At 67.6% G+C, this 26505-nt stretch carries 25 protein-coding genes; 14 read left to right on the forward strand and 11 right to left on the reverse strand.

Features of this window, described 5'->3' with window-relative positions:
• Window positions 1–28: 28 nt before the first annotated feature.
• Window positions 29–3583, reverse strand: coding sequence for an NB-ARC domain-containing protein (locus ACLJOO_RS29200; protein WP_410790641.1), 3555 nt, complete (start codon window positions 3581–3583; stop codon window positions 29–31).
• 641 nt (window positions 3584–4224) lie between these two features.
• On the opposite strand from ACLJOO_RS29200, the gene ACLJOO_RS29205 reads away from it, so the two are divergent.
• Window positions 4225–5556 carry a tyrosine-type recombinase/integrase gene (locus tag ACLJOO_RS29205; protein ID WP_410790642.1) on the forward strand — a complete coding sequence of 444 codons (1332 nt, stop codon included), beginning with the start codon at window positions 4225–4227 and terminating at the stop codon, window positions 5554–5556.
• Between the two features lie 72 nt (window positions 5557–5628).
• Complete coding sequence (locus ACLJOO_RS29210; RefSeq protein WP_410790643.1) at window positions 5629–5772, forward strand: hypothetical protein; 144 nt, start codon at window positions 5629–5631, stop codon at window positions 5770–5772.
• A gap of 2 nt (window positions 5773–5774) precedes the next feature.
• On the opposite strand, the gene ACLJOO_RS29215 is transcribed toward ACLJOO_RS29210, so the two are convergent.
• A complete protein-coding gene (locus ACLJOO_RS29215) occupies window positions 5775–7226 on the reverse strand; it encodes an amidase (RefSeq protein WP_410790644.1) in 1452 nt (483 codons plus the stop codon).
• Window positions 7227–7312: 86 nt separating this feature from the next.
• Between ACLJOO_RS29215 and ACLJOO_RS29220 the strand changes: the two genes are divergently transcribed.
• Window positions 7313–7825, forward strand: coding sequence for a rhomboid family intramembrane serine protease (locus ACLJOO_RS29220; RefSeq protein ID WP_410790646.1), 513 nt, complete (start codon window positions 7313–7315; stop codon window positions 7823–7825).
• Window positions 7826–7830: 5 nt separating this feature from the next.
• Here the strand turns inward: ACLJOO_RS29220 and ACLJOO_RS29225 are convergent, their stop codons facing one another.
• Window positions 7831–8721, reverse strand: coding sequence for a hypothetical protein (locus ACLJOO_RS29225; protein ID WP_410790647.1), 891 nt, complete (start codon window positions 8719–8721; stop codon window positions 7831–7833).
• The gene (locus ACLJOO_RS29230; RefSeq protein ID WP_410790648.1) at window positions 8718–9212 is read right to left on the reverse strand and encodes a SigE family RNA polymerase sigma factor; all 495 of its coding nucleotides are present in this window, start codon (window positions 9210–9212) and stop codon (window positions 8718–8720) included. The genes ACLJOO_RS29225 and ACLJOO_RS29230 overlap by 4 nt, the downstream gene beginning before the upstream one ends.
• A 97-nt stretch (window positions 9213–9309) precedes the next feature.
• Here ACLJOO_RS29230 and ACLJOO_RS29235 point away from each other — a divergent pair, with 97 nt between their 5' ends.
• The 4 genes from ACLJOO_RS29235 (at window position 9310) to ACLJOO_RS29250 (ending at window position 12466) form a co-directional block, all read left to right on the forward strand.
• Window positions 9310–10743: a PASTA domain-containing protein gene (locus ACLJOO_RS29235; protein WP_410790649.1), complete on the forward strand. Its 1434-nt coding sequence runs from the start codon at window positions 9310–9312 to the stop codon at window positions 10741–10743.
• Window positions 10730–11317: a hypothetical protein gene (locus ACLJOO_RS29240; protein ID WP_410790650.1), complete on the forward strand. Its 588-nt coding sequence runs from the start codon at window positions 10730–10732 to the stop codon at window positions 11315–11317. Before ACLJOO_RS29235 ends, ACLJOO_RS29240 begins: the two co-directional genes overlap by 14 nt.
• A 77-nt stretch (window positions 11318–11394) precedes the next feature.
• Window positions 11395–12030 carry an RNA polymerase sigma factor gene (locus ACLJOO_RS29245; protein ID WP_410790651.1) on the forward strand — a complete coding sequence of 212 codons (636 nt, stop codon included), beginning with the start codon at window positions 11395–11397 and terminating at the stop codon, window positions 12028–12030.
• On the forward strand, window positions 12008–12466 hold the full coding sequence (locus ACLJOO_RS29250) for a hypothetical protein (protein ID WP_410790652.1): 459 nt from the start codon (window positions 12008–12010) through the stop codon (window positions 12464–12466). Before ACLJOO_RS29245 ends, ACLJOO_RS29250 begins: the two co-directional genes overlap by 23 nt.
• Window positions 12467–12479: 13 nt before the next feature.
• Here the strand turns inward: ACLJOO_RS29250 and ACLJOO_RS29255 are convergent, their stop codons facing one another.
• Window positions 12480–15062 (reverse strand): CHAT domain-containing protein, encoded by a 2583-nt coding sequence (locus ACLJOO_RS29255; protein ID WP_410790653.1) that lies wholly within the window; start codon window positions 15060–15062, stop codon window positions 12480–12482.
• 89 nt (window positions 15063–15151) lie between these two features.
• Between ACLJOO_RS29255 and ACLJOO_RS29260 the strand changes: the two genes are divergently transcribed.
• Together ACLJOO_RS29260 and ACLJOO_RS29265 are read left to right on the forward strand one after the other, a co-directional pair.
• The gene (locus ACLJOO_RS29260) at window positions 15152–16648 is read left to right on the forward strand and encodes a S8 family peptidase (RefSeq protein WP_410790654.1); all 1497 of its coding nucleotides are present in this window, start codon (window positions 15152–15154) and stop codon (window positions 16646–16648) included.
• 23 nt (window positions 16649–16671) lie between these two features.
• Window positions 16672–17460, forward strand: a complete 789-nt coding sequence (locus ACLJOO_RS29265; RefSeq protein ID WP_410790655.1) for an alpha/beta fold hydrolase — start codon at window positions 16672–16674, stop codon at window positions 17458–17460.
• On the opposite strand, the gene ACLJOO_RS29270 is transcribed toward ACLJOO_RS29265, so the two are convergent.
• Window positions 17457–18227 (reverse strand): SDR family NAD(P)-dependent oxidoreductase, encoded by a 771-nt coding sequence (locus ACLJOO_RS29270; protein WP_410790656.1) that lies wholly within the window; start codon window positions 18225–18227, stop codon window positions 17457–17459. The genes ACLJOO_RS29265 and ACLJOO_RS29270 overlap by 4 nt on opposite strands.
• 206 nt (window positions 18228–18433) lie before the next feature.
• Here ACLJOO_RS29270 and ACLJOO_RS29275 point away from each other — a divergent pair, with 206 nt between their 5' ends.
• The 3 genes from ACLJOO_RS29275 (at window position 18434) to ACLJOO_RS29285 (ending at window position 20780) form a co-directional block, all read left to right on the forward strand.
• Entirely contained in the window at window positions 18434–19228 is a 795-nt protein-coding gene (locus tag ACLJOO_RS29275) for an ANTAR domain-containing protein (protein WP_410790658.1), read from the forward strand.
• 178 nt (window positions 19229–19406) lie between these two features.
• Window positions 19407–19997, forward strand: coding sequence for an ANTAR domain-containing protein (locus ACLJOO_RS29280; RefSeq protein ID WP_410790659.1), 591 nt, complete (start codon window positions 19407–19409; stop codon window positions 19995–19997).
• A gap of 48 nt (window positions 19998–20045) precedes the next feature.
• On the forward strand, window positions 20046–20780 hold the full coding sequence (locus ACLJOO_RS29285; protein WP_410790660.1) for a GAF and ANTAR domain-containing protein: 735 nt from the start codon (window positions 20046–20048) through the stop codon (window positions 20778–20780).
• On the opposite strand, the gene ACLJOO_RS29290 is transcribed toward ACLJOO_RS29285, so the two are convergent.
• Genes ACLJOO_RS29290 through ACLJOO_RS29300 form a run of 3 tightly spaced genes read right to left on the reverse strand, consistent with a single transcriptional unit; the run spans window position 20781 to window position 22594 of the window.
• A complete protein-coding gene (locus tag ACLJOO_RS29290) occupies window positions 20781–21479 on the reverse strand; it encodes a hypothetical protein (protein ID WP_410790661.1) in 699 nt (232 codons plus the stop codon).
• 57 nt (window positions 21480–21536) lie between these two features.
• Window positions 21537–22073, reverse strand: coding sequence for a hypothetical protein (locus ACLJOO_RS29295; RefSeq protein WP_410790662.1), 537 nt, complete (start codon window positions 22071–22073; stop codon window positions 21537–21539).
• Window positions 22067–22594, reverse strand: a complete 528-nt coding sequence (locus ACLJOO_RS29300) for a hypothetical protein (RefSeq protein WP_410790663.1) — start codon at window positions 22592–22594, stop codon at window positions 22067–22069. The genes ACLJOO_RS29295 and ACLJOO_RS29300 overlap by 7 nt, the downstream gene beginning before the upstream one ends.
• A gap of 143 nt (window positions 22595–22737) precedes the next feature.
• On the opposite strand from ACLJOO_RS29300, the gene ACLJOO_RS29305 reads away from it, so the two are divergent.
• Both ACLJOO_RS29305 and ACLJOO_RS29310 read left to right on the forward strand, forming a co-directional pair.
• On the forward strand, window positions 22738–23268 hold the full coding sequence (locus ACLJOO_RS29305; RefSeq protein WP_410790665.1) for an RNA polymerase sigma factor: 531 nt from the start codon (window positions 22738–22740) through the stop codon (window positions 23266–23268).
• The gene (locus ACLJOO_RS29310) at window positions 23265–23897 is read left to right on the forward strand and encodes a hypothetical protein (RefSeq protein ID WP_410790666.1); all 633 of its coding nucleotides are present in this window, start codon (window positions 23265–23267) and stop codon (window positions 23895–23897) included. Before ACLJOO_RS29305 ends, ACLJOO_RS29310 begins: the two co-directional genes overlap by 4 nt.
• Window positions 23898–23905: 8 nt before the next feature.
• Here the strand turns inward: ACLJOO_RS29310 and ACLJOO_RS29315 are convergent, their stop codons facing one another.
• The gene (locus tag ACLJOO_RS29315; RefSeq protein WP_410790668.1) at window positions 23906–25336 is read right to left on the reverse strand and encodes a glycoside hydrolase; all 1431 of its coding nucleotides are present in this window, start codon (window positions 25334–25336) and stop codon (window positions 23906–23908) included.
• On the reverse strand, window positions 25333–26397 hold the full coding sequence (locus tag ACLJOO_RS29320; protein ID WP_410790669.1) for a LacI family DNA-binding transcriptional regulator: 1065 nt from the start codon (window positions 26395–26397) through the stop codon (window positions 25333–25335). The genes ACLJOO_RS29315 and ACLJOO_RS29320 overlap by 4 nt, the downstream gene beginning before the upstream one ends.
• Window positions 26398–26505: the final 108 nt, after the last annotated feature.

Consider the following 26505-nt stretch of genomic DNA (forward strand, 5'->3'; position numbering starts at 1 on the left):
CCTTTGCGCACGGAGCGCACGGGGCCTCTCAGACCGAGTCGGGCCGGGCGCCTGCGCGGCCCATGAGGCCTGTGTGAAAATCGAATCGGTATAGTCCGCCGATACCACCGACCACGAGAGCGGTGCCACGAGGGTCCCACGCGCATGTCAGCAAGGAGGCTTCGACACGCATCATGGCAACGCACGTGCCGTTCGTCTGCCATACCCGCGCGACGCCATCGCGTTCGACGGACGCCAGCCATCGCCCGTCCGTCGAAAATGCCACTGACTGCAACTGGCGCCCGCAGGCCAACTGCGTTTGGAGCGCGCCGGTCGCTACCAGCCAAATCTCTATGAAGCCGTCGGTGTCTGCCGTGGCTAGCAAAGCGCCGTCAAGCGAGAAGGTCATCGAGCGCACCAGCTTGCGACCGACAGTCAGTGGTCTGCGGAGGTCCTGGACGACGTCCCAGATCCGGATCCTCCGATCGTCGCCGGCGGTTGCAACCCGGTCGCCATCGGGAGAGATCGCCACCGTACGCACCGCGCCCTTGTGTCCGATCACTGCCGTTTTCTTGTTGTCGGCGTCCCAGAATCGAACAACTCCATCAGCGTCGCCGCTAACAATCCTGCGGGCGCTGGGAGCGATCGCCAACGTCCGCACGGGGGTCTCACTGACAGTCAGTTCAGATTGCAGATCGCCGCTTCTGCCGTCCCAGACCCTCACGACCCCGTCGCTGTCGCCGCTGGCAAGCGTGCTGTCGTCCGGACAAATCGCCAAAGCCAGCACCTCACCGATATGGCCGGGAAGCCGACTAACTCGGCGCCCAGTGGCCATCCCCCGCGTATATACCGTTCTGTCATCACCTGCGGTTGCAAACCAACCGCCAGTTGGCGAGATGGCCACGGCCTGCACTGGATTAAGCTCGCTGGTCGGTTGCCGCTCCAGGCCATCAAATGTGACGTCCCAGATCCGCGCCCTGCCCTCCTGGTCCGCGGTCGCTAGCCAGTTGCCATCCGGAGATAGCACCATCGCCTCGACGCTGAGGCGATGGCCGCTTAGTCTTTTGCGCACGGTGCCACTGACAGGGTCGACGATCCGCACTCTTCCTTCTATGTCGCCAACAGCAAGCCAGCTGCCGTCCGCCGCGAACGCCACCGATCGTGCACCGTCGCCGCGAGGAGGTAGCTGCTTCACAGCGCCGGTAGTCATGTTCCGAATCGTCACCACCCCATCGTCGGCCGTCGCTAACCAGGTGCCATCTGGTGAAATCGTCAGAGACCATACCGGGCTGTCCCTGATGCGATATTGATGCAGTAGGTCGCCGCTGGCGGTGTCGCAGATCCGCACGATCCCGGCACCGTCGCCAGTGGCCATCCAGGTACCGTCTGGAGAGACCGCGAGCGACCAGAGGGGGCCACGCCCGTTGTAGACCTGCGCGAGGAGGGCCCATGTGCGCGTGTCCCAAATCCTGACCTCCCCTTCTTGCCCCGCGGTGGCGAGCCAATCTCCGTTCGGAGAAAAGGCCAGTGCCTCGACGACATTTTGTCCCGTACGCAAATGCCTTTGTGAGGCACCAGCGGCGACCTCCCAAAGTCGAACCGTCTCGTCGTTGCCTGCACCGGCAAGCCAGGACCCATCCGGGGAGACCGCCAAAGCATGCATTGCGAAGCCACCGCTCATAAGCGTCGCCCGCAGAGCACCGGTGGAGCTGTCCCAGATCTGCAGCACTCCGCCCTGACCTGGAGTCGCCAACCAAGTTCCGTCAGGCGAGACGGCGAGAGCCGGCACTCCAACTGCGATGCCAGTCAATGTGCGCAGCAGCGCCGGGTCGGTTCCATTAGCTACGGTCCAAGCGCCCACAAGGGCGGGCCTCTCTCGCAGAGCCGCAAGGGAGTGAACTTGCGGGCTCCACTCAGCGTCCTGGGCTACGCAGTTGTGGAGGATGTCAATGACCGAATAGGGCGGATCGGTGGCTGCGAGGAGGTGACTGATCTGTCCTAGCAATCGCCCGAGGTGGTTCGCGCGCGGGGTTCCGATTCGCGCAAGGTCGTTCGCAGGACCAATCGGTCCTCCTTCTTCTAGGCGTGCGCACACCCACCTCAGGTCGGTGGCAACAGCCTCGGCGTCGGCGGCACGGTCAGCACCGAGCAGATGCTCGATGAGGTGTTCGCGCAAGTATCGAGCTGAGTCGGGTAGTTGCCACCACGCTACTCCGTTCTGATCGACCGTGTTATCGCCGGCTCGGTGTCCGAGCAGCCCTGCGCCGGCGGCGTCTAAGAGCGTCTGGTGCAATCGAGTGATCGTGCTGCCGCCCAGTTGATCACGGAGATAGTCGCGCAGGACGTCGTGCAGAGTGATGGTGCCGCCGTCGTCGGTCGCGGTGACAGTCACCAGGGCTAGATCGTCCAGTTGCGCACACAATGCCCTGCCGGCGGCATCGTCCACGCTCCCGGTCTGTTGCCACAACAGAATCACTAGAGAGAGAGGGATCGTCTCATCTTCTGCGAATACTGCCAGCTCAGCGAAACGGATATACCGGTCTCCCCTAAGCAGCCCGGCGCTGGCCTCGATCGTGGCCCCGACGGCTTGGCTCCGCTGTTCCGGATCATCGATGTCTAGCTGCAGTGAAGCCGAGTCGGTCAGGTGGTTCACGACCTTCAAGACACCTCGACTATGCAGCCGGCGCAATAGAGACTGCGCCACATCGGAGACGTCAGTCTGCGATCTCATCTGGTCAACCATGACCTTATTGACGAGTCGGAGAAGTAGGGGCCACCGGCCCGTTTCTACTAAGAGTTTCTCGACAATGGCTGGTGGCGGCAATGGATGCAGATCAGCGGTCAGCACCTCTCGAGCCTGAGCAAAAGACATCTGATCGACTTTGACTGGAATGCCTCGGTCGGCAACCGTTGACTGGATCCGCGTCGTCACAAGCCGCGCACATCGACCAGCGGTCGGGAAGGCTGCGAGTTGGTCCTCGGACCATACGTCGTCGAGGATCACAAGCCGACGTGGTCCTTCGGCTAACACCGCGGCTAGATGCTCCGCAGCCTGCCGCGCGTCATCGAAGGTCTTGGCGCGAGCCGGGTCGATACGAAAGATTAGGTCGTTAACCTCCTTCACTAAGCCGCCGCGGTGAATATCGCGCCCCAAGGTCACCCAATACACGCCGCCACGAAACCTACGCAGTATCCGGCGATCCGATCGGACCAAGCGCGCGACGGTCGTCTTCCCGAAGCCGCCTGCTCCGTGCACGGCTGTGGTGATTCCCACGGTCGCTGTGCCGCGCCGACGCCGCAGCGCTCGCACAATCTGGGTTACCTCGACCGGTCGATCGACCATCCAGGACTCAGGACGTTGAGCGACCGGTATGCGCATAGACAAGCCACGCTCGTATGCTCGCTGCACCTGCCACAGGAAGAGGCCGCTTGCGGCCACAACTAGAGTCGTTCCAGCGACCCACCACAACGGATGCCGATCGATCGGTGGGAACCATTCGGCCGAGCCGCCTGTCGCCACATTCGCCGCAACCGTCAATCCAGTCCCAGCGAGTGCCACCACACTTGCCGTTATCAGCAGTACCGTTCGCCGCCCCCGCACCATGCAACCCTCCCAAGAAACTACTTATATCTCGACACGCACAGTCACGTGAAGCACTCAGGGCAGCGGGTCTCGGAGTCAGTGATACGGGAGACGGCGAGTTGACATCGCCATCATCTCGGCGGCATTCGGTGGTCGAGCTGCCGGGTGGGCGAACGCCGCGCCGGTCGTTGTGGTTGAACGCTGGTCGGGCGCGAGCTGCTCCCAACCGTTCGACGCCACTTGTTCAGGCCGTCGTACTCGGTACGGCGTCGAGTAGTCGATGGCGGTCATTCACCGCTGACACGCCTCGGCACTCGCTCCCTTGCGGACTCACCTCTTTACGCACCCAAATCAGCGCGAGAGGATGGTGAGCGGTAAGAACCGACGGGCACGAGACCACCCCGAATCCCTTGCCAGTAAGAGCTTTCGCACATCGTCGACAAACGACAATCAACCTCAGTTGGAAATCCGCGGTTTCGAGGTTCGGGTTCGCGCGTGCACACGGCTGCTGGCGCTCCATGCGCCCAGACTGCCTGGCCGATGGTGCATGTATACGCAGGTCCAGAGCACGACCAAGATCGCCCAGAAGCTGGCCGATCTCGAAAGTCCCTGTCGCTCGCGCGTTGAGGTGGTCGACAGCGCGTCGGCTGGGAGGTCGTCTTGTGGCGTTTGTGAAGGATTTGTGGACTACGGCGGTTGAGCAGGCTAATGGGTCGGTCAAACGGGAGCGGAACGAGAAGCGGTGGGGGCGGGGGAAGCGGTGGCTGGGGGTTTGGGTCGGGCCGGATGGGAAGGAGAAGTCGCGGGCGTTCGACACCAAGATCATGGCCACTCGGTTTGCTTCCGAGATGGAGACGGACGTCGCTCGCGGCGAGTACGTCGATCCGCACGCCGGCACGGTGCGGTTCGAGGTTGTGGCGAAGAGTTGGTTGGGGTCGCGGGTTGTCGATCCGACGACAGAGATCCGGTACGACACGGCTTGGCGGCTGCATGTGTTTCCGGTGTTCGGGAAGCGGCAGGTGAAGAGCATCAAGCCGTCGGAGGTTGCGAGTTGGCTTGCTGACCTCGAGCGGCGAAAGGGAGCGGCGACGGCGAGGACGGCATTCGTCGTGCTGCACGGGACCCTTGAGATGGCAGTGGACGACGACACAATCAAGCGGAATCCGGCAAAGGCCGGAGTGGTCACAGTCCCAGTCCCGAAGAATCGCAGGGTCGTGGCTTGGAGCGATGCAACCGTCGAGCGCATTGTTGAGTGCCACCCGGTGCAGTACCGAGCCATTCCGACCATCGGCGCGGCCGCCGGCCTGCGTCAGGGCGAGCTCTTCGGTCTCGGCGAAGACGACATCGACTTCGACTCGATGGTCATCCATGTGCGGCGGCAGGTGAAGAAGCTCGGGAAGTACTTCGTCTTCGCGCTCCCGAAGAACGACCGTGAGCGCACGGTGCCAATGTCGGAGGGCGCCGCGCTGACGCTCCTGCGGCACATCGAGTCATTCGAGCCGCGGCCATACAGCCTGCCGTGGGAGCGGCCGAACGGCGAACCGCATGAGGCCAAGATCCTCTTCCGGTGGCGCGACGACAGGCACATTCCAGCTCGTAGTTACAACGAGAGAGCGTGGCTTCCCGCGCTCTCGGCAGCCGGCGTGATCCCGGAGCCGACCAGGAACGCGCGAGGAGGGCTCCAGTTCCTCACCAATCGCGAGACCGGGATGCACGCCCTGCGCCACTACTACGCGAGCGTCGCCTTGGCCGACGGGGTCAACATCAAGGAGCTCGCCGAGTACCTCGGGCACGCCGACCCCGGGTTTACGCTCCGGCTCTACACTCACATGCTGCCGTCGTCGCATGACCGTGCCCGCAAGGCGATCGACTCGCGGCTCGGCCGGATCTTCTCGTTGGCGGCTCACGGAACAGTGACGGAACAGACCGCCAGAAGGCACCTGGTGGTCCCGGCTGATCAGCCGCTTGACGCGGGTCCCGAATTGGGCCTCTGACCTGCAGAAACACCACCTGGGGAGAGCCAAAGACGAGGGCCCTCAAGGACAACGCCGTCACGACTGACGCACATGTTTCAGTTCTATGCGGAGAACCACAACGAGTTCACGGGCAACCGCGACCTCACCGAGGTCCGCGAACTGAACCCGGCCCTCGAATCCTTCGAGAAGTGGCTCGAGCTGCACAAAGCCGACCTGGTGGCCGCCACCAAGTAGCCCTAGTTCGGTGGCTGGAAGCCGCCGATGGTCTGCTCGAGCAGTTCGGCCAGCCGTAGTGGGGTGCGGTCCTCGAACATCGGACCGAGGATCTGCACTCCCACCGGCAGGCCTTCGGAGGACAGGCCCGCTGGTACGGCGGTGGCGGGCAGGCCGGGCATGGTGGCCAGACCGGCCCAGACGAGCTGGTCGAAGAACGGGTACTCGACGCCGTCGATGTCGATCCGTCGCTCCAGCAGATCGAGGTTGTGGTCGTGCGGGAACGCGGGAGTCGGCGTGATCGGACACACCACGGCATCGAACTCGGCGAAGAGCTGCCGCCAGCCGTGACGGTGGAGTTCGCGACGGTCGTTCGCCTCGATCCAGTCGCGGTGGCTGAACACCATCCCGCGCCACCGCGCCGCGGCGAGACTCTGGTCGTCCGCGCTCAGTCCGGCGGCGCGGGTCCGCAGCTGCTCGTACGCTTCGACCGGAAAACGCGCAACGGAGCCCGAGAACAGCAACTGCGTGTAGAGCGTTGCGGCTTCGGCCAGGTCAGGCAGCAGCGGAGTACGCCGTACGACGTGGGCACCGCCGTCGACAAGCGCGTCGGCCACCCGGTTCACGCCGGCCCGCACTGCGGACCCGGTCGGGAGGAGCGGATGCTCGTCGAGGACCAGGACCCGGAAGTCGCTGAGCCGCTGGTGGCGTGCGGGCGGCAGGGTCAAGTCGTGTGCCACGCCGAGCGTCAGCGGGTCCGGTCCGGCCATGACGTCGAGCAGGAGCGTGAGGTCGCGGGCGGTGCGCGCCATCGGGCCGACGACGGCGAGGTCGAGATCGACCGGCAAGGCCGGCGCGGCTGGCGGGACCATCCCGCGGTTCGCCACCAGGCCAAGTGTCGGCTTGTGCGCGTAGACACCGCAGAAATGCGCGGGTGTACGCAGCGAGCCGCCGATATCGGAGCCGATGGACAACGCGCCGAATCCGGACGCCAGGGCCGCCGCTGATCCGCCGGAGGATCCGCCCGAGGTGCGATCCTGATCCCACGGGTTGTTGGTCGTGCCGTAGATCTCGTTGAAGCTCTGCAGATCCTGCAGCCCCAACGGCACATTGGTCTTACCCAGCACCACCGCGCCTGCGGCCTTGAGCCGCGACACCTGTACTGCGTCCTCGGCCGGCACATAGTCCCGGTACTGCGGCATACCCCAGGTCGTGGGCAGCCCGGCGATGTTGTACGACTCCTTGACCGTCACGGGAATACCGAGCAGCGGCCGATCCTCGCCACGGTCGCGCGCCTGGTCGGCACCGCGCGCGGCGGCCCGCGCACGGTCGAAGTCCGGCACGCAGATCGCGTTGATCGTCTTGTCGTCCCGCTCGATGCAGGCGATCGCCTCGTCGGTCAGTTCCACCGAGGTCACTTCACCGGCGCGCAAAGCGGCCGCGAGCTCTCCGGCGGCTTGAAAGTTCCAGTCCATGAAATCGACCGTATAAGCCCCTGGACGAGGCCATAAAACCCCGATTTGCACCAGGCCTGCGCGGTCGGTCGGCTACGTTCTGAGCCATGACCACAGGCGTCGCCCAGCTCGTCCACCGACCGCTGTACGACCACGTGGTGCGGGACGCGGCGCGGATCGACGCCGGCGAGTGGTACCGCCTGATCACCGGAATGTTCTTCCAGGACGGCTGGGCAGCCGGTCTGATCGTCAACCTGATCTGGCTCGCGGTGGTCGGTACGCTCGCCGAGCGCGTGTTCGGCCGCGTGCGCTGGCTGGTTCTCTACTTCGGCTGCGGTCTGTTCGGTCAGTTCATGAGCTACGTCTGGCTGAACCCCGTCGGCGCAGGCAACTCGATGTGCAGCGCCGGTCTGCTCGGTGCACTGACAGTGGTGGTGATGGTCGCGTCCCGCCGGTACGGCGTCGTCTTCCCGACGAACCTCAGGATGTCGGCATTCGTAGTGCCGGTGCTGGCCGTGGTCGGCACGATTCTCCATGACAACCACGGCCTGCCCTGCCTACTCGGCATGGTCCTCGGGCTCCTGCTCCTGCCGGCCCCAGCGCGCGCCGCCCACCCGTAGCGGGGTCAGGCGCTGATCTTGAACTTCGGTGACGTGACCAGTTCGGCCAGTTGGCGGGGGGTGAATACCTGTTGGGTCAGCGGCGCTCGGTCGGTGCGGTCGTTCTTCTTGGCCTGGGCGAGGTACACGACGGTGCCGTCGTCGTACCGGTAGGTGGCCCACTGGTCGTAGTCGCCGCCGCCCTTGGTGGTCAGTACGCCGACCTTCTTGCCGTTGACGTCCACGACGGCGCAGGTGCCGGTCCCGCCCCAGAACTTCTTGGCCAGCTGGCACGGGTCCGTCGCCGGCTTCCCGTCGGGCGTGGTCGACTGCACCAGCAACTTGCCGACCCGGTTGTCCTTCTGCACCGGGATGGAGGCCATGTACTCCCAGTAGTCCGGCTCCCCGTCATTCGACGCGTACTGGCTCTGCGGCCATCTCATCGGGCCGCCCTCCGGGTACTTCAGGTTCGGCGAGGTGAACCCCGGCGGTAAAGCCGAGGTCAGGTCGTTCATCAGCGTCACGGCCCGATCGGCGCGCGGACCCGCGGTCGCCGTACGGTCCACCTGGCCCTCCGGCCACGGGTCACCGGTCTTCCGGGTCTTCGGCGCAGTCGACGGCGCCACAGTGGTGACCGGCGGCGGCGTGGATGCTGACGGCGATGTCGACGGCGTGGCGCCCGGGCCGCCCGCCACCATCTGGCCCACCGACCGGTCACCGGTGAGGTTCGCGACCAGTGCGGGACCGGCTCCGATGCCGACCACCAGTGGTACGACGGCTGCCACGCCCCACGCCGCCCTGCGCCGCTTGCGCGCCCGTCGGGCCTGCTCCAGAGCGCGCGCAGGATCCATCGACGGGGGTGGGCTGCTGCGCACGATCACGTCGTGCAGTGCCTCGTTGAGATCCTCTTCGTTCATCGAACCTTCTCCTCTTCCAGCAGTCCGCGCAGTGTCGCCAGCCCGCGGGCGGCCTGACTCTTCACATTTCCGGTCGAGCAGTCGAGCAGCGCAGCCGTCTGCTCGACGGACTGGTCCTCCCAGTACCGCAGGACGAGCACCGCGCGTTGCCTCGGCGGCACCTTCACGAGTGCCTCCAGCAACATGAGCCGTTCGTCGGCACGGTCGGCCGACGGCGCCGCCCGGTCGGTCGCCTGGGACTCGACCGACTCGTGCCGGAACCACCCCCGGCGCCGCTCGGACAGGAACGTCCGGATGAGTGTCTGCCTGGTGTAGTTGTCCATCGCCTCGTGCCGCTGGATCCGGCGCCACGCCAGGTAGAGCTTCGTGAACGTCTGCTGCACCAGGTCCTCCGCACGATGCCAGTCGCCGCAGAGCAGGTACGCCGTGCCGCGCATGGCGTCGGAACGTGCCGCGAAGTACGCCTCGAACGCCGCGTCCCGATCACTCATCTGATCTCCCATCCTTGATACCGGGTTAGACACGCCTCCGACGCCGAAGTTGGTTGCATGCGGGTATCAACCGGCCCGGCGACCCGGTCAGACAGGTGTGAGTATCCATCGCGTCAGGTATCTGATCGCCGCGGCAGCCCTTGCGATCGCGACGCTGCTGCCGGCCGGAACCGCCGCGGCCGGCGTCGCTGAAGACGCGTGCGCGGAAACCGCTGAGTGGACCGCCTCACCCCCGGCCGTTCCCAAGGTGCTCGGCCTCTCGCTGGGAACAGCAGCGGACCGTCTCCGAGACGCCGGCTACAACTGCAAGGTCGTGAACTACAACTTCGTGCAGGTCGGCGAGAAGGCCGTCGTCGTCGTCAAGCAGGAGTTGCAGGGCACAGGCGACCCCGACGGGGGATTCGTGGTTGCCCTCACCCGCGGCGTGGTGATGCCGGACCTCGTCGGGAAGACCTTGGCCGAGGCGGAGAAGATCGCGGCACGGCGCACGATCGGGATCCGAACGTCACCGGCGAACGGCGCAGCGGACTGGACAGTCGAGTTTCAGAACCCCGGTGCCGGCACGTACATGATGTTCGGGGACGAGGCCGGCCTGAAGCTCAGCGAGCCCGTCCCGCCGTCGCCGGTGCTTGTTCCGGTGCCAGATCTGATCAACAGCACCGAGGATCAAGCCGCGGCCCTGGTCAAAGACGCCGGCCTCACCTACAAGGAACGGATCCTCGCGGACGGTGAGCAGCCGGGGCGGGTAGTCAGCCAGCGGCCCCAGCCAGGCGAGCTGGTCGAACGCGCCAGCACCGTGACAGCCGACGTACGCCGGGTGCCCACGCCGCCGACGCCACCGCCGACCACCGTCGTTCCGCCTACGCCGCCCGTGCCGCCCGCCGTGGTCCACACAGTGGTGCCGGATGTCGTCGGCCGGCTCGAATCCACCGCGAAGCAGGCGGTCGGGGTGGCTCGGCTGACGTTCCGGTCTCGCGTGGTCCGTCCCGGGAACGCACCGGGGATCGTCCTGAACCAGCATCCGCGGGCCGGTACCGAGGTCGACATCGGCACCGTCGTCGCCGTCGACGTCACCCGCGCGCCGAAGCCGAAGCTCGTGCCGGTTCCGGACCTGCTCAACCGCGGTGAGGACGAGGCTCGTGGCGCGGTCGAGGGCGTCGAGCTGATCTTTGCTCTGGTCGGTGGAAGTGGTCGCGATCGACAGGTCATCAGCCAGCAGCCCCGCCCTGGGGAGCTCGTCCCAACAGGAACCACGGTGACGGTGGAGCTCGCCGCCAGCGAGTCGAACTGGCCATCGTGGCTGGTGCCGCTGGTGCTCGTGACGGCCGTCCTGGCAGCCGGGACCGTCAGCCGGATCAGGCACCGACCGGGTACGCACCCCAAACCGGTGCCTCACGTTCAGGCGGCCGGGCGATTGGCCCCGGGGATCCCGCAGATCCACGAATCCGCCCCAGCACACCGAATCCGCATCAATGCTCGCCTTGATCCAGGGCGCCAGTACCTGCAGGAGAAGACCGATGAACACCAGTAGCCAGATCACCATCGCCTCGCACTTCAACCGGACCAGCCCGGACGCCTCCACCGAGCTGAACGACCTGATCACCAGGAGCAAGGTGCTCGAAATGGCACCGCACCTCGGTCCAGTCGCCTGGCTGGCATCGGCGCCGGTGACCCACGCACTCGCCGGGACCTTCGATCGCGACCTGGGTGAGCCGATCCTCTGGGCCTGGCGGACGCATCGCAACCTCCAGGAGGCAGCGAGCGCCACTCTCGCGGGCACCCGGTCGCCCGAGTACGTCACGTTGGCCAAGCACGAGATCTCGTCGATCCATCACCCCGAGGTGGACGTGACCGTCGACCAGTACACTCCGGTCACGATCACCTTCGATCTCACGTTGCTCTTCACGCTGGAAGCCCTCCGGCTGACCGTCCAGAGCGGCCTGCTCGTCGGGCTGAGTCCAGGCGCTTGCTCCGTCGAGGTGACCCTCGGTGCACACGGCTTCGATTTCAAGCGCTCCGCGACGTACGCGCTCCAGCAGCTGGTGACTCTGCACACCGGCCTGCGGCTCCTGCCGGCATCGGCCTACGCAGAGCTACCGGTCTGAAGCTGGATTGGCATGTATCTACAGGTGCTCCGGCGCGGTCCGTTCAGTAGGGACACGGCATCAAGGGGGCAGCCGGAATGGAAGACGACGTGTCGCCGGTCACCGCTCTGGTGGCCGCCGCGGCCGATGGCGATCAGCAGGCATGGAGCGAACTCGTGAGCAGGTACGCGCCGTTGCTGGTGTCCGTCATCCGCCGGTTCCGGCTGACGCCGAGTGAGACAGAGGACGTTGCGCAGACCGTGTGGCTGCGGCTCGTCGGGCACCTGGACAGCCTGCAGGAACCGCGGGCCATGCCGGGATGGATCGTCACGACCGCCCGCCGCGAGGCGCTCCGGTACCTGTCGTCCGGGCGCCGACTGCAGCCCAACGACCCGCTGGATCCCGAGTTCCAGGCGATCGCGGCGGACCTCGACGAACCGGAAGAAGGTCTGTTCCGGGCCGAGCGGCACGAGGTGCTGCTGGCCGGTCTGGCCGAGCTGCCCCGCCGGCAGCGCGAGCTGCTGTTGCTGCTGCTCGAGGATCCGCGACCGTCGTACGTCGAGATCACCGAGCGCACCGGGATACCGGCAGGCAGCATCGGTCCCACCCGCGCACGCGCGCTCGAACGGCTCCGCAGCTCTCCGCGGGTCCGGGCGTACGTCGAATCCGCCGAGCGATCCGAGCGATCCGAGCCGTCCGGAGGTGATCGGCATGACGCGGCGACCCTGGGATGACGACGAGCGTCTCCTCGCGGATCTCGCCGAGGCGGTCCGCGGTACGCAGCCGTTGGCAGACACGATCGCCGCGCAGGCCGAGGGCGTGCTGTCCTGGCGGACGATCGACGAGGACCTCCTGCAGGCAAGCCTGACGTTCGACTCCTCGCTCGAGGCCGCAGCGGGGACCCGAGCCGATCCCGGGCAGACCCGAGTGCTGGTGTTCAGCTCCACTCCGCTGTCGATGGAGCTGGAGGTGACCCAGGACGAAGTCGTCGGCCAGATCCTGCCGCCTGGCCCGGGCGAGATCCACGTCGAGACCCCGGACGGCACCGAGTACTCCGTCAGCGCGGACGAATCCGGCTTCTTCGAGCTGCCGTCGTTGCCTGCTGACGCGGTCCGCCTGCGCTGCGATACGGCGACCGGTCGAGTGGTCACCGACTGGGTCCGGCTATGACTCAAGCGATGACTCAAGCCCCCAGTGCGATGAAGGACTGCCCAGCTGTGCGCGCCGGCCGGTCGTCGCCGGCCGACACCCGCGCCTGGGCCAGTGCTTCGGCAAGATCGTCCCCGGCCCGCAGCCTGCCGTGCAGGCCGAGCATCAGCGGCACCGTCGCGGGGTCGTTCACCGGTACGACGCTTGCCACAACCCCGGACGACCCGAGTGCCACCAGCGCACTGACCAGACCGAGCAACTCGTCCGCGCCACTGGGTCCGCCCAGCGCGGAGCTGCAGCTCGACAGCACTACTCGGTACGGCGCGCGGTCCAGCCGCTCGAGGTCGTACACCGTGAGCGGCCCGTCATCGAGTTGGAGCGCCGAGAACAGCGGGCTGTCCGCGCGGAACGTGCCGTGCGCGGCGACATGCACCAACGACGCCCCGTCCATCGCCTGCAGGACCGCTTCTGCCGTCGCATCGCCTTCGGTGAGCACCACCGCGTCCGGATACAGCTCGGACAGTCGTCGTACCTCCTCTGGTCCGGTCGACAGCTGCGGACCGCCGATCAGCACCACCCGCTCGGTCGCAGGCGGTACGGCGCTCCGTGCGCGCAACCACGCGGCCGCCGAAGGGGCCACCGAGGTCGACCGATGCCGCAACGACGGCAGCAGACTCCACGGAACGGCGTGCAGCCGGCCGGTCGGCACGACCACCACCGGGCCGTCGGCCAGGTGCCTGGCCACGTCGCCCAGGAGTGCCGTCTCCAGGCGGGCTCCGATGGCGTCCAGGTCGAGCCGGTCCTCGCCGCGTCCGGTCGCCTCACGGCGCAGCGCGAACAACGCATGTGACAGCCGACGAATCGCCTCCTGGGTGGGACCGATCAACTCCAGGTGGACCCGGCCGCGCGCTGCCGTCATCGCGTACAGCTGGTCGTCGACGTCCGTGAGCTCGACCAGACTGCGATCTCCGAGATGACTGAGCAGCTCGGTACTGCGGAACTGGTCGGGCCGGTGGCCCATGGTGCCGGGTGTCACCAGAACTCTGCGTCGTACTGCGGCTTCGAGGCGCCGGCGTTCGCGGTGCAGCGGGGCGGGTCCGAGCCGCTGGTCGTAGGTGGTTTCGAGCCGGTTCGTCAGGCTGCGCAGCGCGGCGAGGTCGGCGACCAGGCCGTCGTCCTGCTGCGGCCGGACCGGCGGGATCGCGAGCACCGTGGCGCGCCAGCGTTCGCTCCACTCGAGGACTTGGCGGGCGTTGCCGCGCTGGACGGCGTACCGGAGCGCGATCGCGGCGAGTTCGGCGCCCTGAGCGGTGGCGAGGACGCGAAGTTCGGTGGCGCCGAGGGTGTGCACATAGACCTCGATCAGGCTCAGGCCCTGCCGGCAGGCGGCCAGCATCGCCCGCGCCCGGCCGTCGACTTGATGGAGCGTGGCTTGGGCGAGCCAGCCGGCGCCGCGTGCTCGCAGGCCGCGGTTCCGGGCGCCGGCCGCGATGCTCAGGTGGTGTCTGGCCTCGGCCGGCTCGGAACGGGCGAGAGCGAGCCTGCCCGTCAGCAGATGCGCCTCGACCGCGAGGTCCGCATCGAGTCCGTCGAGTTCGACGCTGAGTCGCCGGCCGGTGTGCAGCAATCGCGCCGTACGATCACCGCCCGCGTAGCGGGATTGCAGCAAGGCGAGCTCAGCACGCGCTGCCCACCACGGACGCTGCTGGCGGCGGAACAGCTGCAGAGCCGCGCGGCTGCGACTCTCGGCCAGCTCCAGAGCACCGGCGGCGTGCGCTGCCAGTCCGGCGCAGTACAACAACTCCGCGCGTCGAGCCGTCGAGCCGCGCTGGTGCTCGAACCGCTCCAGCGCACTGTTGATCTCGGTCAGTGCGTCACGCGTCAGACCGGCCGCCAGCAGCACCACGCACTTGTTGGCGAGCAGGTCCGGCTCGAAGACTCCGAGCTCGTCGACCATCCGTTGTGCGTCGTCGAGGTACAGCAATGCCGTCGGCAGGTCACCGCGGGCGAAGGCCGCGGCACCACGCGCCTGCCGGGTGTCGGCGTACTCGACCTGTTGGCCGCACTTCGCGAACAGCTCCTCGCTGCGGGCGTAGTCCACGTCGGCACGTTCGATCGCGCCCATCGCGAGCAGCACCATCGCCCGGTGGGTCAGCGCCCGCGCCTCCCACATCAGGTCACCGGTGTCGCTCAGCAGTTCGACGGCCTGTTCGGCGTCGGCCAGCGCTTCGGCGTACCTGCCGAGCAGTGCCCCTCGCACCCACGCCCGGCGGACCAGGATGCGGCCGGCCAGCACACCGGTCCGGCCGGGGACGATCGAGTCGAGGACGGCCAGCCCACGTCTTGTCTGCCCGGCCATGACCAGAGCCACGCCAAGGCTCGCCAGGATGTCTGCCTCGCTGTCGGGATCCGCTGCCTTGCGAGCGTGCCGGTACGCCGCCTTGAGTTCGGTCGCCGCCGCACCGATGTCACCGAAGTCGCGATGGACGACACCCGCCGCTTGGTGCGCTGCCGCGGCATCGGCGTCGGACGGGGAGTTCGCGAGGACCTGGCGGGCGAGCTTCAGGGCGTCGGCGGGCCGCGACAATGCGAGCGCATGCAGCTCGCCAGCGTCCACGGTCCCTCCCCTTCACGTGGCCCTGTTCCGATCGTAGTACGCCGTACCACCTTGTTTTTGGAAGGTTTCTGACCAACTAGGGGGACGAAATGCCAGCAGACCAACGCCTCATAGATGCCCTGCACCTCATCCTGGACGACCCCGAGGACCAGGAGCGCACGGGTCGTGGCAAGAAGCGAGACGATCGCGAAGAGCGGTGGCACGGTACGGCGGCGGCGTACCCGTCCGACTGGAAAGACCGCGGGTACGTCGAGTACTTCTACCGCCGGGACACCATCCTCGTTCGCACCGAACATGTGGACCTGGTACTGGAAACGCTGCGCGAAGCGCCGATGCCCGGCGACGACCGCGGTCCGATCATCCCCGAGAACGTGGCCATCGATCGGCTGCCCGTGATCGGCGGTGTCACCGGTCTGGTCTGGCGCTACGGCAGGACGTTCGGTTCGGTGAAGGCTGGACAGCCCGGGAAGTTCGGTGGCAAGGAGTTCGGCGGCAAGCGCGACGGCCGCTACGACGACACCGATGCCCTGTCGACGCCGTACGTACTGGCTCGGGTGGAGGAGAAGCACGGTCCCGACCTGGTGACGCCGGACACCGCGCTGACGCTGAACGGCAACGGTCATCCCTGCCCGGCCACCGAGCCGGCGGGTGTGCCCGGGAAGGCGGCGTGCCCGGAGCCGCCGGTGAGCACCGGGATCTGCTGCGGAACGCGCGGATGGGACGGCCGCGATGTGTTCGTCGGCGTCGTCGACGGCGGCCTGGTCGACGGTGTGCAGGTGTGGCCGTGGATGGCCGGCGTCACCGGTGATGTCGAGAATCCCTTCAAGGCGGGCAGCACCACACAGATCAAGCCGTACGCGTGCCACGGGACGTTCGTGGCCGGCTGTGTGCGCACTGCGGCGCCGAAGGCGAAGGTGCACGTCAAGAAGGCGGAGTACATCGACAACCGGCCGTTCGCGGGGATGGCGTACGAGCACGAGATCATCCAGAAGATGAACGAACTGATGGACTGCGGTGCGGAGGTCATCGTCTGCGAGTTCGACGGCTTCACCCGCTTCCATCGGCCACTGCTCACGTTCAATGTCTTCTACGACAAGCGTTTGCGCCACCTGGACGTCGTCATCGTCGCGCCGGCCGGCAACGACACGACGTACGAGCCGACGTTCCCCGCGGCGTACAAGTGGGTGATCGGCGCCGGAGCTCTCTCCGCGGACGGGAACTGCCGCGCGTGGTTCTCCAACTACGGCGGCTGGGTCGACGTCTACGCACCCGGCGTGGATCTGGTCAACGCCTTCGCAGTTGGCGACTACGAGTGCTTCGAAGATCCCGTTCCTCATAAAGTCAGGCACTTCGACGGTTTGGCCAGCTGGAGTGGTACGTCGTTCTCCGCGCCCCTGGTCGCCGGGATGATCGCCGCACGCATGTCCGCAACCGGCGAAAACGCCCCACTCGCCGCAGAATCCTTGCTGCGCCTGGCCCGCAGCCAAGCAGTCCCAGGCGTCGGCCCAGTCCTCCACCCACACCAGGTCTGCGCCGAGCCGCGCAAGCCCTGCCACCCGACCTGCGACTGCGCCTGCACCCACTAGGTGTTTGCGCTAGGGTCCGGGCCATGTTCAGTGTGCGAGGCAGAACGGCTCATCTGGCGTGGTACCGGACCGACGAGGCGGCGGCCGAGGTCGCGTTCCTGCACGGATTCTCGGACTCTGCGCAGTGCTGGGAGCCGCTGCTCGGCGAGATGTCCGGGACTCGGGCGCTCGCGATCGATGCGCGTGGACACGGTGAGTCCGGGCTTCCGGACGAACCGATCCGCTATGCCGCACACGGCGACGATGCCGCCCTCGTGCTGTCGAGCCAACCCCATGACGGCGGGATCGTCGTGGTCGGCCACTCGATGGGCGCGATGGCGGCCGCCTACCTGGCCGCGTCGCGGCCGGACCTGGTCCGTGCGGTCGTGCTGGAAGACCCGCCGCCTGGAACGCCTGGCGACCACGAGGACGAAGAGTGGTCCGAGCCGACTTGGCTCGCGGACGTCCGGGCGCTCGACCTGCCATCCCGGATCGCCCAAGGTCGATCCAGCGACCCCGACTGGGCCGAGGACGAACTCGAACCCTGGGCAGTGTCGAAGGCGCAGGTCAACCCAGAGCTGTTCAAGCGGCCGTATCAGGACCCGGCGCCGCTGACCGAGCTGCTGACCGAGATCACCTGCCCGGTACTGCTGATCCACGGTGACACCGAACGCGGCGCGCTGATCTCCACCGAGTACGCCGACCGCTGCGCGCAAGCGGCCGCCGGCGAGTTCCGCGCCGTACACATCGCCGGCACCGGCCACTCGGTACGCCGCGACAACCGCCCGCAGTACCTCGCAGAACTCACCGCGTTCCTCGACCGATACCGCTAGTGGAGGGTGTAGCCGCCGTCGATCACTACTACTGAGCCGGTCATGAAACTGGAGGCCGGTGAGGCGAGGAAGACGACGGTGGGGGCGATTTCCTCCGGTACGGCGTAGCGCTGCATCGGGGCGTCGTCGATCCAGCGGGCCTTGAACTGCGGCTCGTCGACCGGCGCCATCTCGGTCTTCACGTAGCCGGGGGCGACGGCGTTCACGCGGATGTTCAACGGGGCCCACTCCGCGGCCAGGGACTTGGTCAGCTGGTGGACCGCGGCCTTGGACGCGTTGTACGCCGGTTGCCACTGCGGACGGTTCACGATCTGCGCGGAGATCGACCCGATGTTGACGATGGTGCCGCCGCCGACCGTCGTGAAGTGCCGGGCGGCCTCCTGACTGAGCTTCCACAGGCCGTCGACGTTCGTGCCGAAGACGGCGTCCCACTCGTCGTCGGGTACGTCGAGCGCCGGCCGGTGAACGCACTCCCCGGCGTTGTTGACCAGGATGTCGAACCGGCCGGTCGCGTCCAGCGCCGTCTGGATCGCCGCCCGGCCGGAGGCCCGGTCGTTCACGTCGAGGCCGATGCCGACCACCGTCCGTCCGGTCTCACCCGCCAGCGCTTCGGCCGCTTCCTGCGACGCCGCGGCGTCGCGCGCTCCGATCACCACATCCGCACCGGCCTCGGCCAACCCGGTGGCGAAGGCCCGTCCGAGCCCTCGATAACCGCCGGTCACCAGAGCCGTCCGCCCGGCCAGCGAGAACTTGTCGAGAATCCCCATCACCAACACACCACAACAGATTCGACAGTCATCACACCATTGTGACCGCGGACCGGGCGGGCGTTCACACAATTTGAGACTTGACCGCGCGGTGGGTACGGATTGGCAGTATTGTTCGAAGCAATAGGAACGCCGACTCAAACGGCGTGTCCGGCTGCCCGAGACCCGGCGGTGCTCCAACGGCGTGTTTGGACGGAGTCGGGCTGATGTCTGTCATCCACAGTGAAGTCTCCCGCCCACCAGCGGCCGGCGGCTTCCGCGATGTTTCCGGCACCCCCGGAACAGAGGTATTGCTGGCCCGTGGTCTGGCCCAGTTGGCGGTGGAGTTGTACGACGTCGCGAGCATCGACGACGCCGTGGGCCTGGTCCTGGCGTACGCGCTGCGCACCACCACGTGCGACTGTGCCGGTGTCGTCCTTGTCGACCGACGGACGGGCCTGAGGACGGGCGGTGCCACGGATCGGCGAGTGGAGCAGGCTGACCAGCTCCAACTGGAGTACGGCGAGGGGCCTTGTGTGCCCGTGAGCCGGGAGCAACCAAGCGTTCTGGTCAGCGACACCGTTGTCGACCCGCGGTGGCCGCGGTGGAGCGCACGCGTCGCCGAACTCGGTCTTCGCAGCGTGCTCACAGTTCGGCTGTGCACTGCCCGCTCGAACCTGGGCGCGCTGAACCTCTATGCGATCCGCGCCGGTGGGTTCACCGCCGTCGACGAGACCACCGCGCAGTTGCTGGCCCGGCACGCCGCAGTCGCGATCGCCACCCTCCGGGAGGCGTCGACGTTGGCGCAGGCGATCGAGACCCGCACGCTCATCGGCCGGGCTCAGGGCGTCTTGATGGAACGCTTCAGCATCAACGCCGATCAGGCGTTCGCAGTGCTCCAGCGCTACTCGCAGGACAACAACATCAAGCTCCGCATCGTGGCCGCCGAACTGATCAGCACCCGGCGGCTTCCCACCAGATCACCGGTGGCCGCCGCCGTCCGATCGCCGGCAATCGGCTGATCGGCGGGGTTGGCCCTGGTCGGCGAGACGTAATGGGAGGCGGTGTGGTCGGGTGTCATCGTCACGAGTTCGGCAGATCCTGGCCGAGGTCATGGCCGAGGTGGGAGACGCGCTCCCGGAGCACCTGTGCCGCGCCTGTGCGATGTCAGTGCCGGTCAGTGGTGTGGGGTTGGCATTGATGACCCCCACAGGTCACGCCGGCACCATCACGGCCACAGACGGGCCGGCCTCGATGATGGAAGACCTCCAGGCCACCCTGGGCGAGGGCCCGTGTCTGGACGCGTCGAACGACGGGCAGCCGGTGTTGCAGTCCGACCTGGCCGCTACCGGACCGGCGCGGTGGCCGGGATTCACCGCTGCCGCTCTGGACGCGGGTGTGGCCGCCGTGTTCGCCTTCCCGCTCCAGGTCGGTGCGATTCGGCTGGGCGTGCTCGACCTGTATCGCGACACGCCCGGTTCGCTGGACCGGCCGCAGTTGGCCGAGGCGCTGGCATTCGCGGAAGCGGCCACGACGATCTTGCTGCACCTGCAGGACAAGGCCACACCGGGCGAGCCGCTGCATCCACGGTTGGCCGGGGCCGTCGAGAGCCGCCGCGAGATTCATCAGGCGACCGGGATGATCTCGGTGCAGGCCGGCGTCGGCCTGACCGACGCGCTGCTGCGGCTACGCGCCCACGCCTTCAGCAGTGAACGTCCGCTGATCGAGGTGGCCAAGGACATAGTCGACCGGCGGCTGCGCTTCTCACCCGAAGACGATCATCATGAATAGACAGCACACCCGGTCACGGGACACGATCACGTCAGGAAGGAGAGCGCCATGAGCAGGGAGCAGCGACTGGCCAGCGTGTTCGTCGAGCTCGCCGACACCCTCGTCGCAGGTTTCGACGTCATCGACTTCCTGCACACGCTCACCGAACGCAGCGTCGAGATCCTGCAGGCCGACGCAGCCGGGCTCATCCTGGTCGACCCCCAGGACCAGCTGCACGTAGTGGCCTCCACCACCGATCAGGCCCGGCTGCTGGAACTGTTCGAGCTGCAGAACTCCGAAGGACCCTGCCTGGATTGCTTCACCACCGGACACCCGGTGGTGAACATCGACCTGGCCGAGGTCCAGGCCCGATGGCCGCGGTTCCAGGCGGCGACCACGGCGGCCGGCTACCGTTCCGTGCATGCCCTGCCGCTGCGCCTGCGCGGTCAGGTCATCGGAGCCATGAACCTGTTCTGCCAGCACCGTTCCAGCCTCAGCGACGACGACATCGCGGTCGGTCAGGCGCTGGCGGACGTCGCCACCATCGGCCTGCTGCAGGAACGCACCGTTCGCCACGGCGAGGTCGTCGCCGAACAACTCCAGGGTGCGCTGAACAGCCGCGTCCTGATCGAACAGGCCAAAGGCGTGCTGGCCGAGCGAGCCGGTCTCGGCGTCGACGCGGCCTTCGCCGTACTGCGCACCTACGCGCGCCACAACGGGCGCCACCTCAGCGCGGTCGCCGCCGCGGTGATCGACGGCTCGCTGGACTTGACGGCATCGCCCGCCAACCAGCAGAGCAGGTAGTCACCCACCGAGGAGTCCGACGGCGAAGGAGACGACCAGGACCGAGAGCATCAGGGCCGAGACCGACTCGACCGCCATCAGGAGCTTGGCCCGAACCGTCAGCGGCATGGTGTCGGTGGGGCTGAAGGCCGAGGAGTTGGTGACGGACACGAACAGGTAGTCGATGAATCCCGGGGCCCAGCCGGACCTGGCCGAGGACCGCTGCGCCACTTCACTGATCGCGTCGTGGTCCTCGTCCTGCGGAAACCGGAAATCGGCAGCGGGTAGTCCCGGCCGATCGACCCGAAAGCGCGTGACCGGACCGCCCCGATCAAGCTCCCAGTACGCGAGCGCGAACACGAGAACGTTCGTCAGCCACACCTGGCCGGCGGCTGCCAGCAACTGACCGCCCGCTGTCGCCTCTCCGACTACCAGCGACCGGATCAGCAGTACGAGCGCAGTCGTGTTGGACAACGCGATCAGCAGCACGAGGCCGATCGACAGCCGCCGCAGGAAGCGGTTCTCCTTGCTCATCCGGCGCGGGTTGGCCAGGACCAAGGGAACGAACAACAGCAGTTCCAGCGCCGGGATCACGAACCGTGGCCCGATCTGCAGAGCGCCGGGCAGGACGGCGTACAGCCCGATCGCCGCCATCACCGCGACAGCAGCCGGCAACCGAGGCTCAGCCGGACGGGTCTGCTTCGTCCGCTCATCATCCATGCGACTCACCCTGGCACAAGAGTTGGGAGGCGCCGCGCAGGCAGCGTCCCCCAATCTCTACAGGTGCGTGCGAGTCGGCAGCCCGCGGTTGCCGTTCGGGGCGATGGGGACGAGTTGGAAGAGGCTACGGCGGGGCCGGTACAGTTCCGCGGCTCCGGCGGCGAGGGTCAGGGACAGGATGAGGAAGCCGCCGTAGTGGTACCAGGGGTTGATCGGCTGGCCGCGGTCCACGAGCCAGAGGGCTAGTTCGGCCAGGCCGATGCCAGCCAGGCCGGCGATGCGTGCCCACCGGCGGTCGACGTAGAGCAGACCGCCGAGGAGGAACGCGGGCAGGAAGATCATCCCAGGGCCGAGGAAGACGGGTAGGCAGAGTACGGCGAGCAATCGCCACCACCGCGATCGGCCGGCGCGACGTACGCCGTACAGGATGCCGAGCGCGAGACCGGAGACGGCGGTCAGCGCCAGGATCATGCCTGTGCCGGTCCAACTGAACCCCGGATCGGTCGAGATCAGCCGCATCCACACCCGGGCCGCGATTCCCCAGCAGACGCCGAGCCCGAGTCCTGCGGCAGCCGATCGGAGCAGGCTCACCATGACACCGGCAGGCAGGCCAGGCGTGGGCCGGCTGCGCCGTGGTCGTCGGTCGGGTTCTGGTGGATCACGATCGCGCGCTCGCCCGGCGCAGGTACGAACGGAACCCCGGCGTACGCGTGACCGGTTCCGCCCGGCGTGACGGTGAAGTCGAGCCAGACCTCGGTCGTCTCGTCGATGCGCGGCGGGACGCGGCCGGCCAGAGCGTCGGTGTTGTAGTGCGGGCCGGCTGCGGCTCCGTCACCAGCGACACACGGACCGACGTGCAAGTGGGCGCCGAACGTACGGCCCACCTCCGAGCGGTCGATCCCCTGCACGTGGAGCCGTACGTCGGTGTGGCCGTCGCCGGACACCATCACGAGCACAGCGCGGGCGCCGTCGAGCGGACCGGCCGCGGCGGGCGCCAGGTCCCTGAGCGCGCCGTACGCCGTCACTACGTCGGACTGCGCTACCGCCGCGGGGGCGGTGGCGATTGCGGAGACGGCGAGGACTGCCGTCGTGGCGAAAAGCTTCAGACCTGTCATGACTCCCCCTCGATCGCCGATGCTGGATGCACGGATCACAACGACAGACGGCGTAGTGCCGCGGAACGGGTGACAGCGGAAGAACATTCCTTGCCGTGTCACCCGTTCCGCCGGCTCGTCCGTCCGTAGAGGTGATGGGGGCTATGGATGCGGCTGCGGACCTACCGGTCGGCGGCGTCCGGACGGACGCCGACGCGCTCGTGGTCGCGCTGTTCCAGGCGGAAGCGGGGCGCCTGGTCCAGCTCGCTCGCTGGTTCGTCGACGACCGGACCGCGGCCGAGGACCTGGTACAGGAGGCGTTTCTCCGGTTGGCCCGGAGTCAGCACCGGATCCACGATCCCGACCGAGCGGCGGCGTACCTGCGCTCGATCGTGATCAACCTCGCCCGAGACCACAACCGTCGCGGTCTGGTGTCGCTCCGGCACCGGCTGCCGGCCGACCCCGACGACCGGTCGGCCGAGGACCACGCCTTCGCGGACGAGAGTCGCCGCGAAGTGATCGCGGCCCTGCGCGAACTGCCGCGCCGCCAGCGCGACTGCGTCGTCCTGCGCTACTACCTCGAACTCTCCGTCGCCGACATCGCCGACACCCTCGGCCTGTCGCCCAACTCCGTGAAGACCCACTTACAACGCGGCCTGCGGTCGCTGAAATCTGTCTTGGAGGTCCAGGGATGACACGACGCCCCGAAACTCCCGGCGAGCCCTCCGAGGTAGAACGCCGGCTGTACGACGCTCTGGACCCGACGGCCACGCGCCCGCCGGCACCGGACCTGTTCGATCGAGTGCTCGGCAGCATCGCCGACGACCGGATCCGGCGGCGGCGGATCGTCCGTACCACCGCCACCCTGGTCCTCGCCGTCTTGTTGCTGGCGGCAATCGTCCTGGTCTTCACGCCGCGGGCCGGGACAACCGGGGATCTCCTGCTCGACTGGTGGATCCTCGAGCTGTTCACCGACCTACTGCTGATCGGCCTGGCCCTGTGGCTCGGCCCGTTCATCAAACGGTTCGGCCGCGCGTACGCCGCCGACGTCTTCCACGACAACCCGCAGACCGGCAAGAGCTACATCGTGCTGACCGACATCGTGTACTACCTGATCTTCACCGCGTACATCCTGTTCACCGTCAGCTTCCAGCCCCGGGAGACGTGGAGCATCATCGTCACCGCCCCACAGGCCGGCTTCGAGGCCGGCCGCATCGGCGGCATCCTGCTGATCATCGGCGTCCTGCACGGCCTGAACATCGTCCTGATGCCAGTCCTCGGACGCCTCTTCTCCCTCAACCGCAAAATCTCCGGCCGCTCCTGAGAACGCCACTAGCTCGAGATCGTGAGTTCTGTGAGGTTGACGGTGCCGTCTGTGACGAAGAGGCCGGCGTGGCGCGAAGCCAGGTCGTAGCGGCGGAAGGTCAGGGTGACGCGTTTGTCTACTACTACCTGGCCGGTTGTGCTGTTGAGCAGGACCTGCACGGTGTGGCGGCCGGGTGGGAGGGGGCAGGGGCGTTCTAGTTCTACGAGGTGCGGGATGTCGCCGTCGACCTGCCATTGGGCTGGGCCTGTTCGTGCGCGGGGCCAGCGATCCAGGACGATGCGGTTGCGGTGCGGTTCCAGCCGTACGACGGTGGCGTCCTCGCCGTCCGCGCCGGCGTGCAGCAGCAATCCGAACGACTGCGTGCCGGCCGCGACGTCGACGGTCAGGGTGATCAGGCACTGCGAAGGAGCGGGATCACCGACCCAGGCGGCGTACCGGTCAATCGCTCCCTGTCCCGGCTCGGTGTCTGCGCCGTCCAGCGGGGACAGCTTGACATCCTGTACGTCGGCGTACGCCGCCACAACCTCCGCGGGGAGCCCGAACGCCAACGTTCCGTCGTCCTCCTGATGCGCTTCGAGTACGGCGAGATCGCCCGCCCACTGCCACGGACCGGCATCGGAATCCCCTTGTTTTGTGGGGATCCAGCCGATGAAGAACCGCCGCCCGTCGTGCTCGACCGACTTGGCCGCGTAGAACGCCCGCCCGTCGACGGTGTCGCGCCCAGGCGCCAGCCATGGACCAGATGGCCCCCGCGCGATCCGATAACGTGTCTGAAACGCGTCGGTGAACTCGGAGTACACCAGGTACCACCAATCGCCCCACTGGAACACGTCCGGGCACTCCTGCGTGATGAACCGGTGCGGCTCCCACAACGGCTCCGCGATCGTCCACTGCGCCAGGTCCGTCGACGTCAATCGCGCGACGACACCACACCGGCGATCCGGCACATCGACGTACCGCGCCGCCAGCACCATCTGCCACGGCTGATCGGCTGCAGTCCGGTACACGAACGGATCCCGCCAGTCCTGCGGCACATACCCGTCCGGCGCGCCAAACGTCTGATCACCCAGCTTGGTCCAACGCGTCGGATCGCCGTCGCTGACCGCATGACACACCACCTGGAAGGAACCGTCGGCGTCCCCGCGCCGCGGATTGTGCCCGGTATAGAAGAGGTGCAGCCGCGACCCGTCCGCCACCACACTGCCCGTGTAGCAGTCGAAATCGACCGCATCGCGATCCCCGGCCGGCAGTACGACGCCGTGGTCCGTGTACTGCACGAAGTCCGTCGTGGACACCAACGCCCACGGCATCCCGCTCGCACCGGCGGTCGGATCCTCGGGACGCTCATCGAGCAGGTAGAACAACCAGATCCGCCCCGCGTGACTGAACGGGATCACGTCACCGACGAAGCCCGACGGCGGGCGCCAGTGGATCATTTCGCGGTCGCCCGAGGCCGCGGTCGCCGGCGTGGCGGATCACCGACCGACTCGCGCTCGATCAGCTCGCAGTCGATGATCACCCGCTCGGGTGCATCGTCCGGGCCGGCCAGCAGGAGTTCGCCGGCCCGTCGGCCCAGCATCAGGTGCGGCAGCGCGGCGGTGGTCAGGCCCGGCCGAACCTGGTCCGCGACATCGGGCTGGTCGTCGAAGCCGACGATGCTGACGTCCCGCGGGCACTCCAGCCCGAGCGCGTGCAGGGCGAGCAGCGCGCCGATCGCCATCCGGTCGTTCCCGCAGACCAGAGCCGTCGGGGCGTGCTCGGTCATCACCTCGGTCGCCAGGTCGTACCCGTTCCCGATCTGGTAGGTGCCGTACCGATGCACGAGATCGGCCGGGCGCAGACCGGCTGCCCGGGCGGCGTCGTCGAATCCGCGCCGGCGTTCCTTGCAGGCGTAGTCGTTCCGCATGCCGCCGATGAACGCGACCTCGCGATGCCCGCGTTCGAACACGGACGCCGCCGCGGCGCGCCCACCGGCGTACTCGTCGGCCAGCAGGATCGTGTCGGCGTGGCCTTCCTCGGGCCAGCAGTTGACGAAGATCGTCCGGATCCCGTCGAGGCGCGGACTGCGGTGCAGCGGCATCGGCGCGAGCGACGCGTACACGATCGCGGCGACCCCTTGCCCGACCAGGCTCGCCACCGCATCGTCGCCCTGGCCCGGATCGCCGGTCGTGTCGACGACCATGCACACGTAGCCCGCCGGCTGGACGACCTGTTGCAGGCCGAGCACGATCAGACCGGCGTACGGCTGGGAAACGATCCCGCTGGTCACGACGCCGACGGTGAACGACTTGTTCGACCGCAGCAGCTGGGCCGCCCGGTTGGGGACGAAGTCGAGCTCGGCCGCGGCCTGGAGCACGCGCCGCCTGGTCTCCTCGGCCACCGCGACGTCCCGGCGGTCGTTGAGCACGAAGGAGACGGTCGGCTGGGACACCCCCGCGCGGCGCGCGACGTCGGTCATCGTGACGCGTTTCGGCCGGCCGGCCGGCGACTTCGCCATGGTCCCCCCTTAACGATGCGCGGCCTGACCGCCGCAGCTAATTTACTATCACAGCTCGGCCCAATACGTATTGCGTCCCACCGTACACCGCTGCTACCGTCCCGGGTC

Origin of the sequence: Kribbella sp. C-35 (genome assembly GCF_046549195.1) — a bacterium.
Taxonomy (GTDB): domain Bacteria; phylum Actinomycetota; class Actinomycetes; order Propionibacteriales; family Kribbellaceae; genus Kribbella.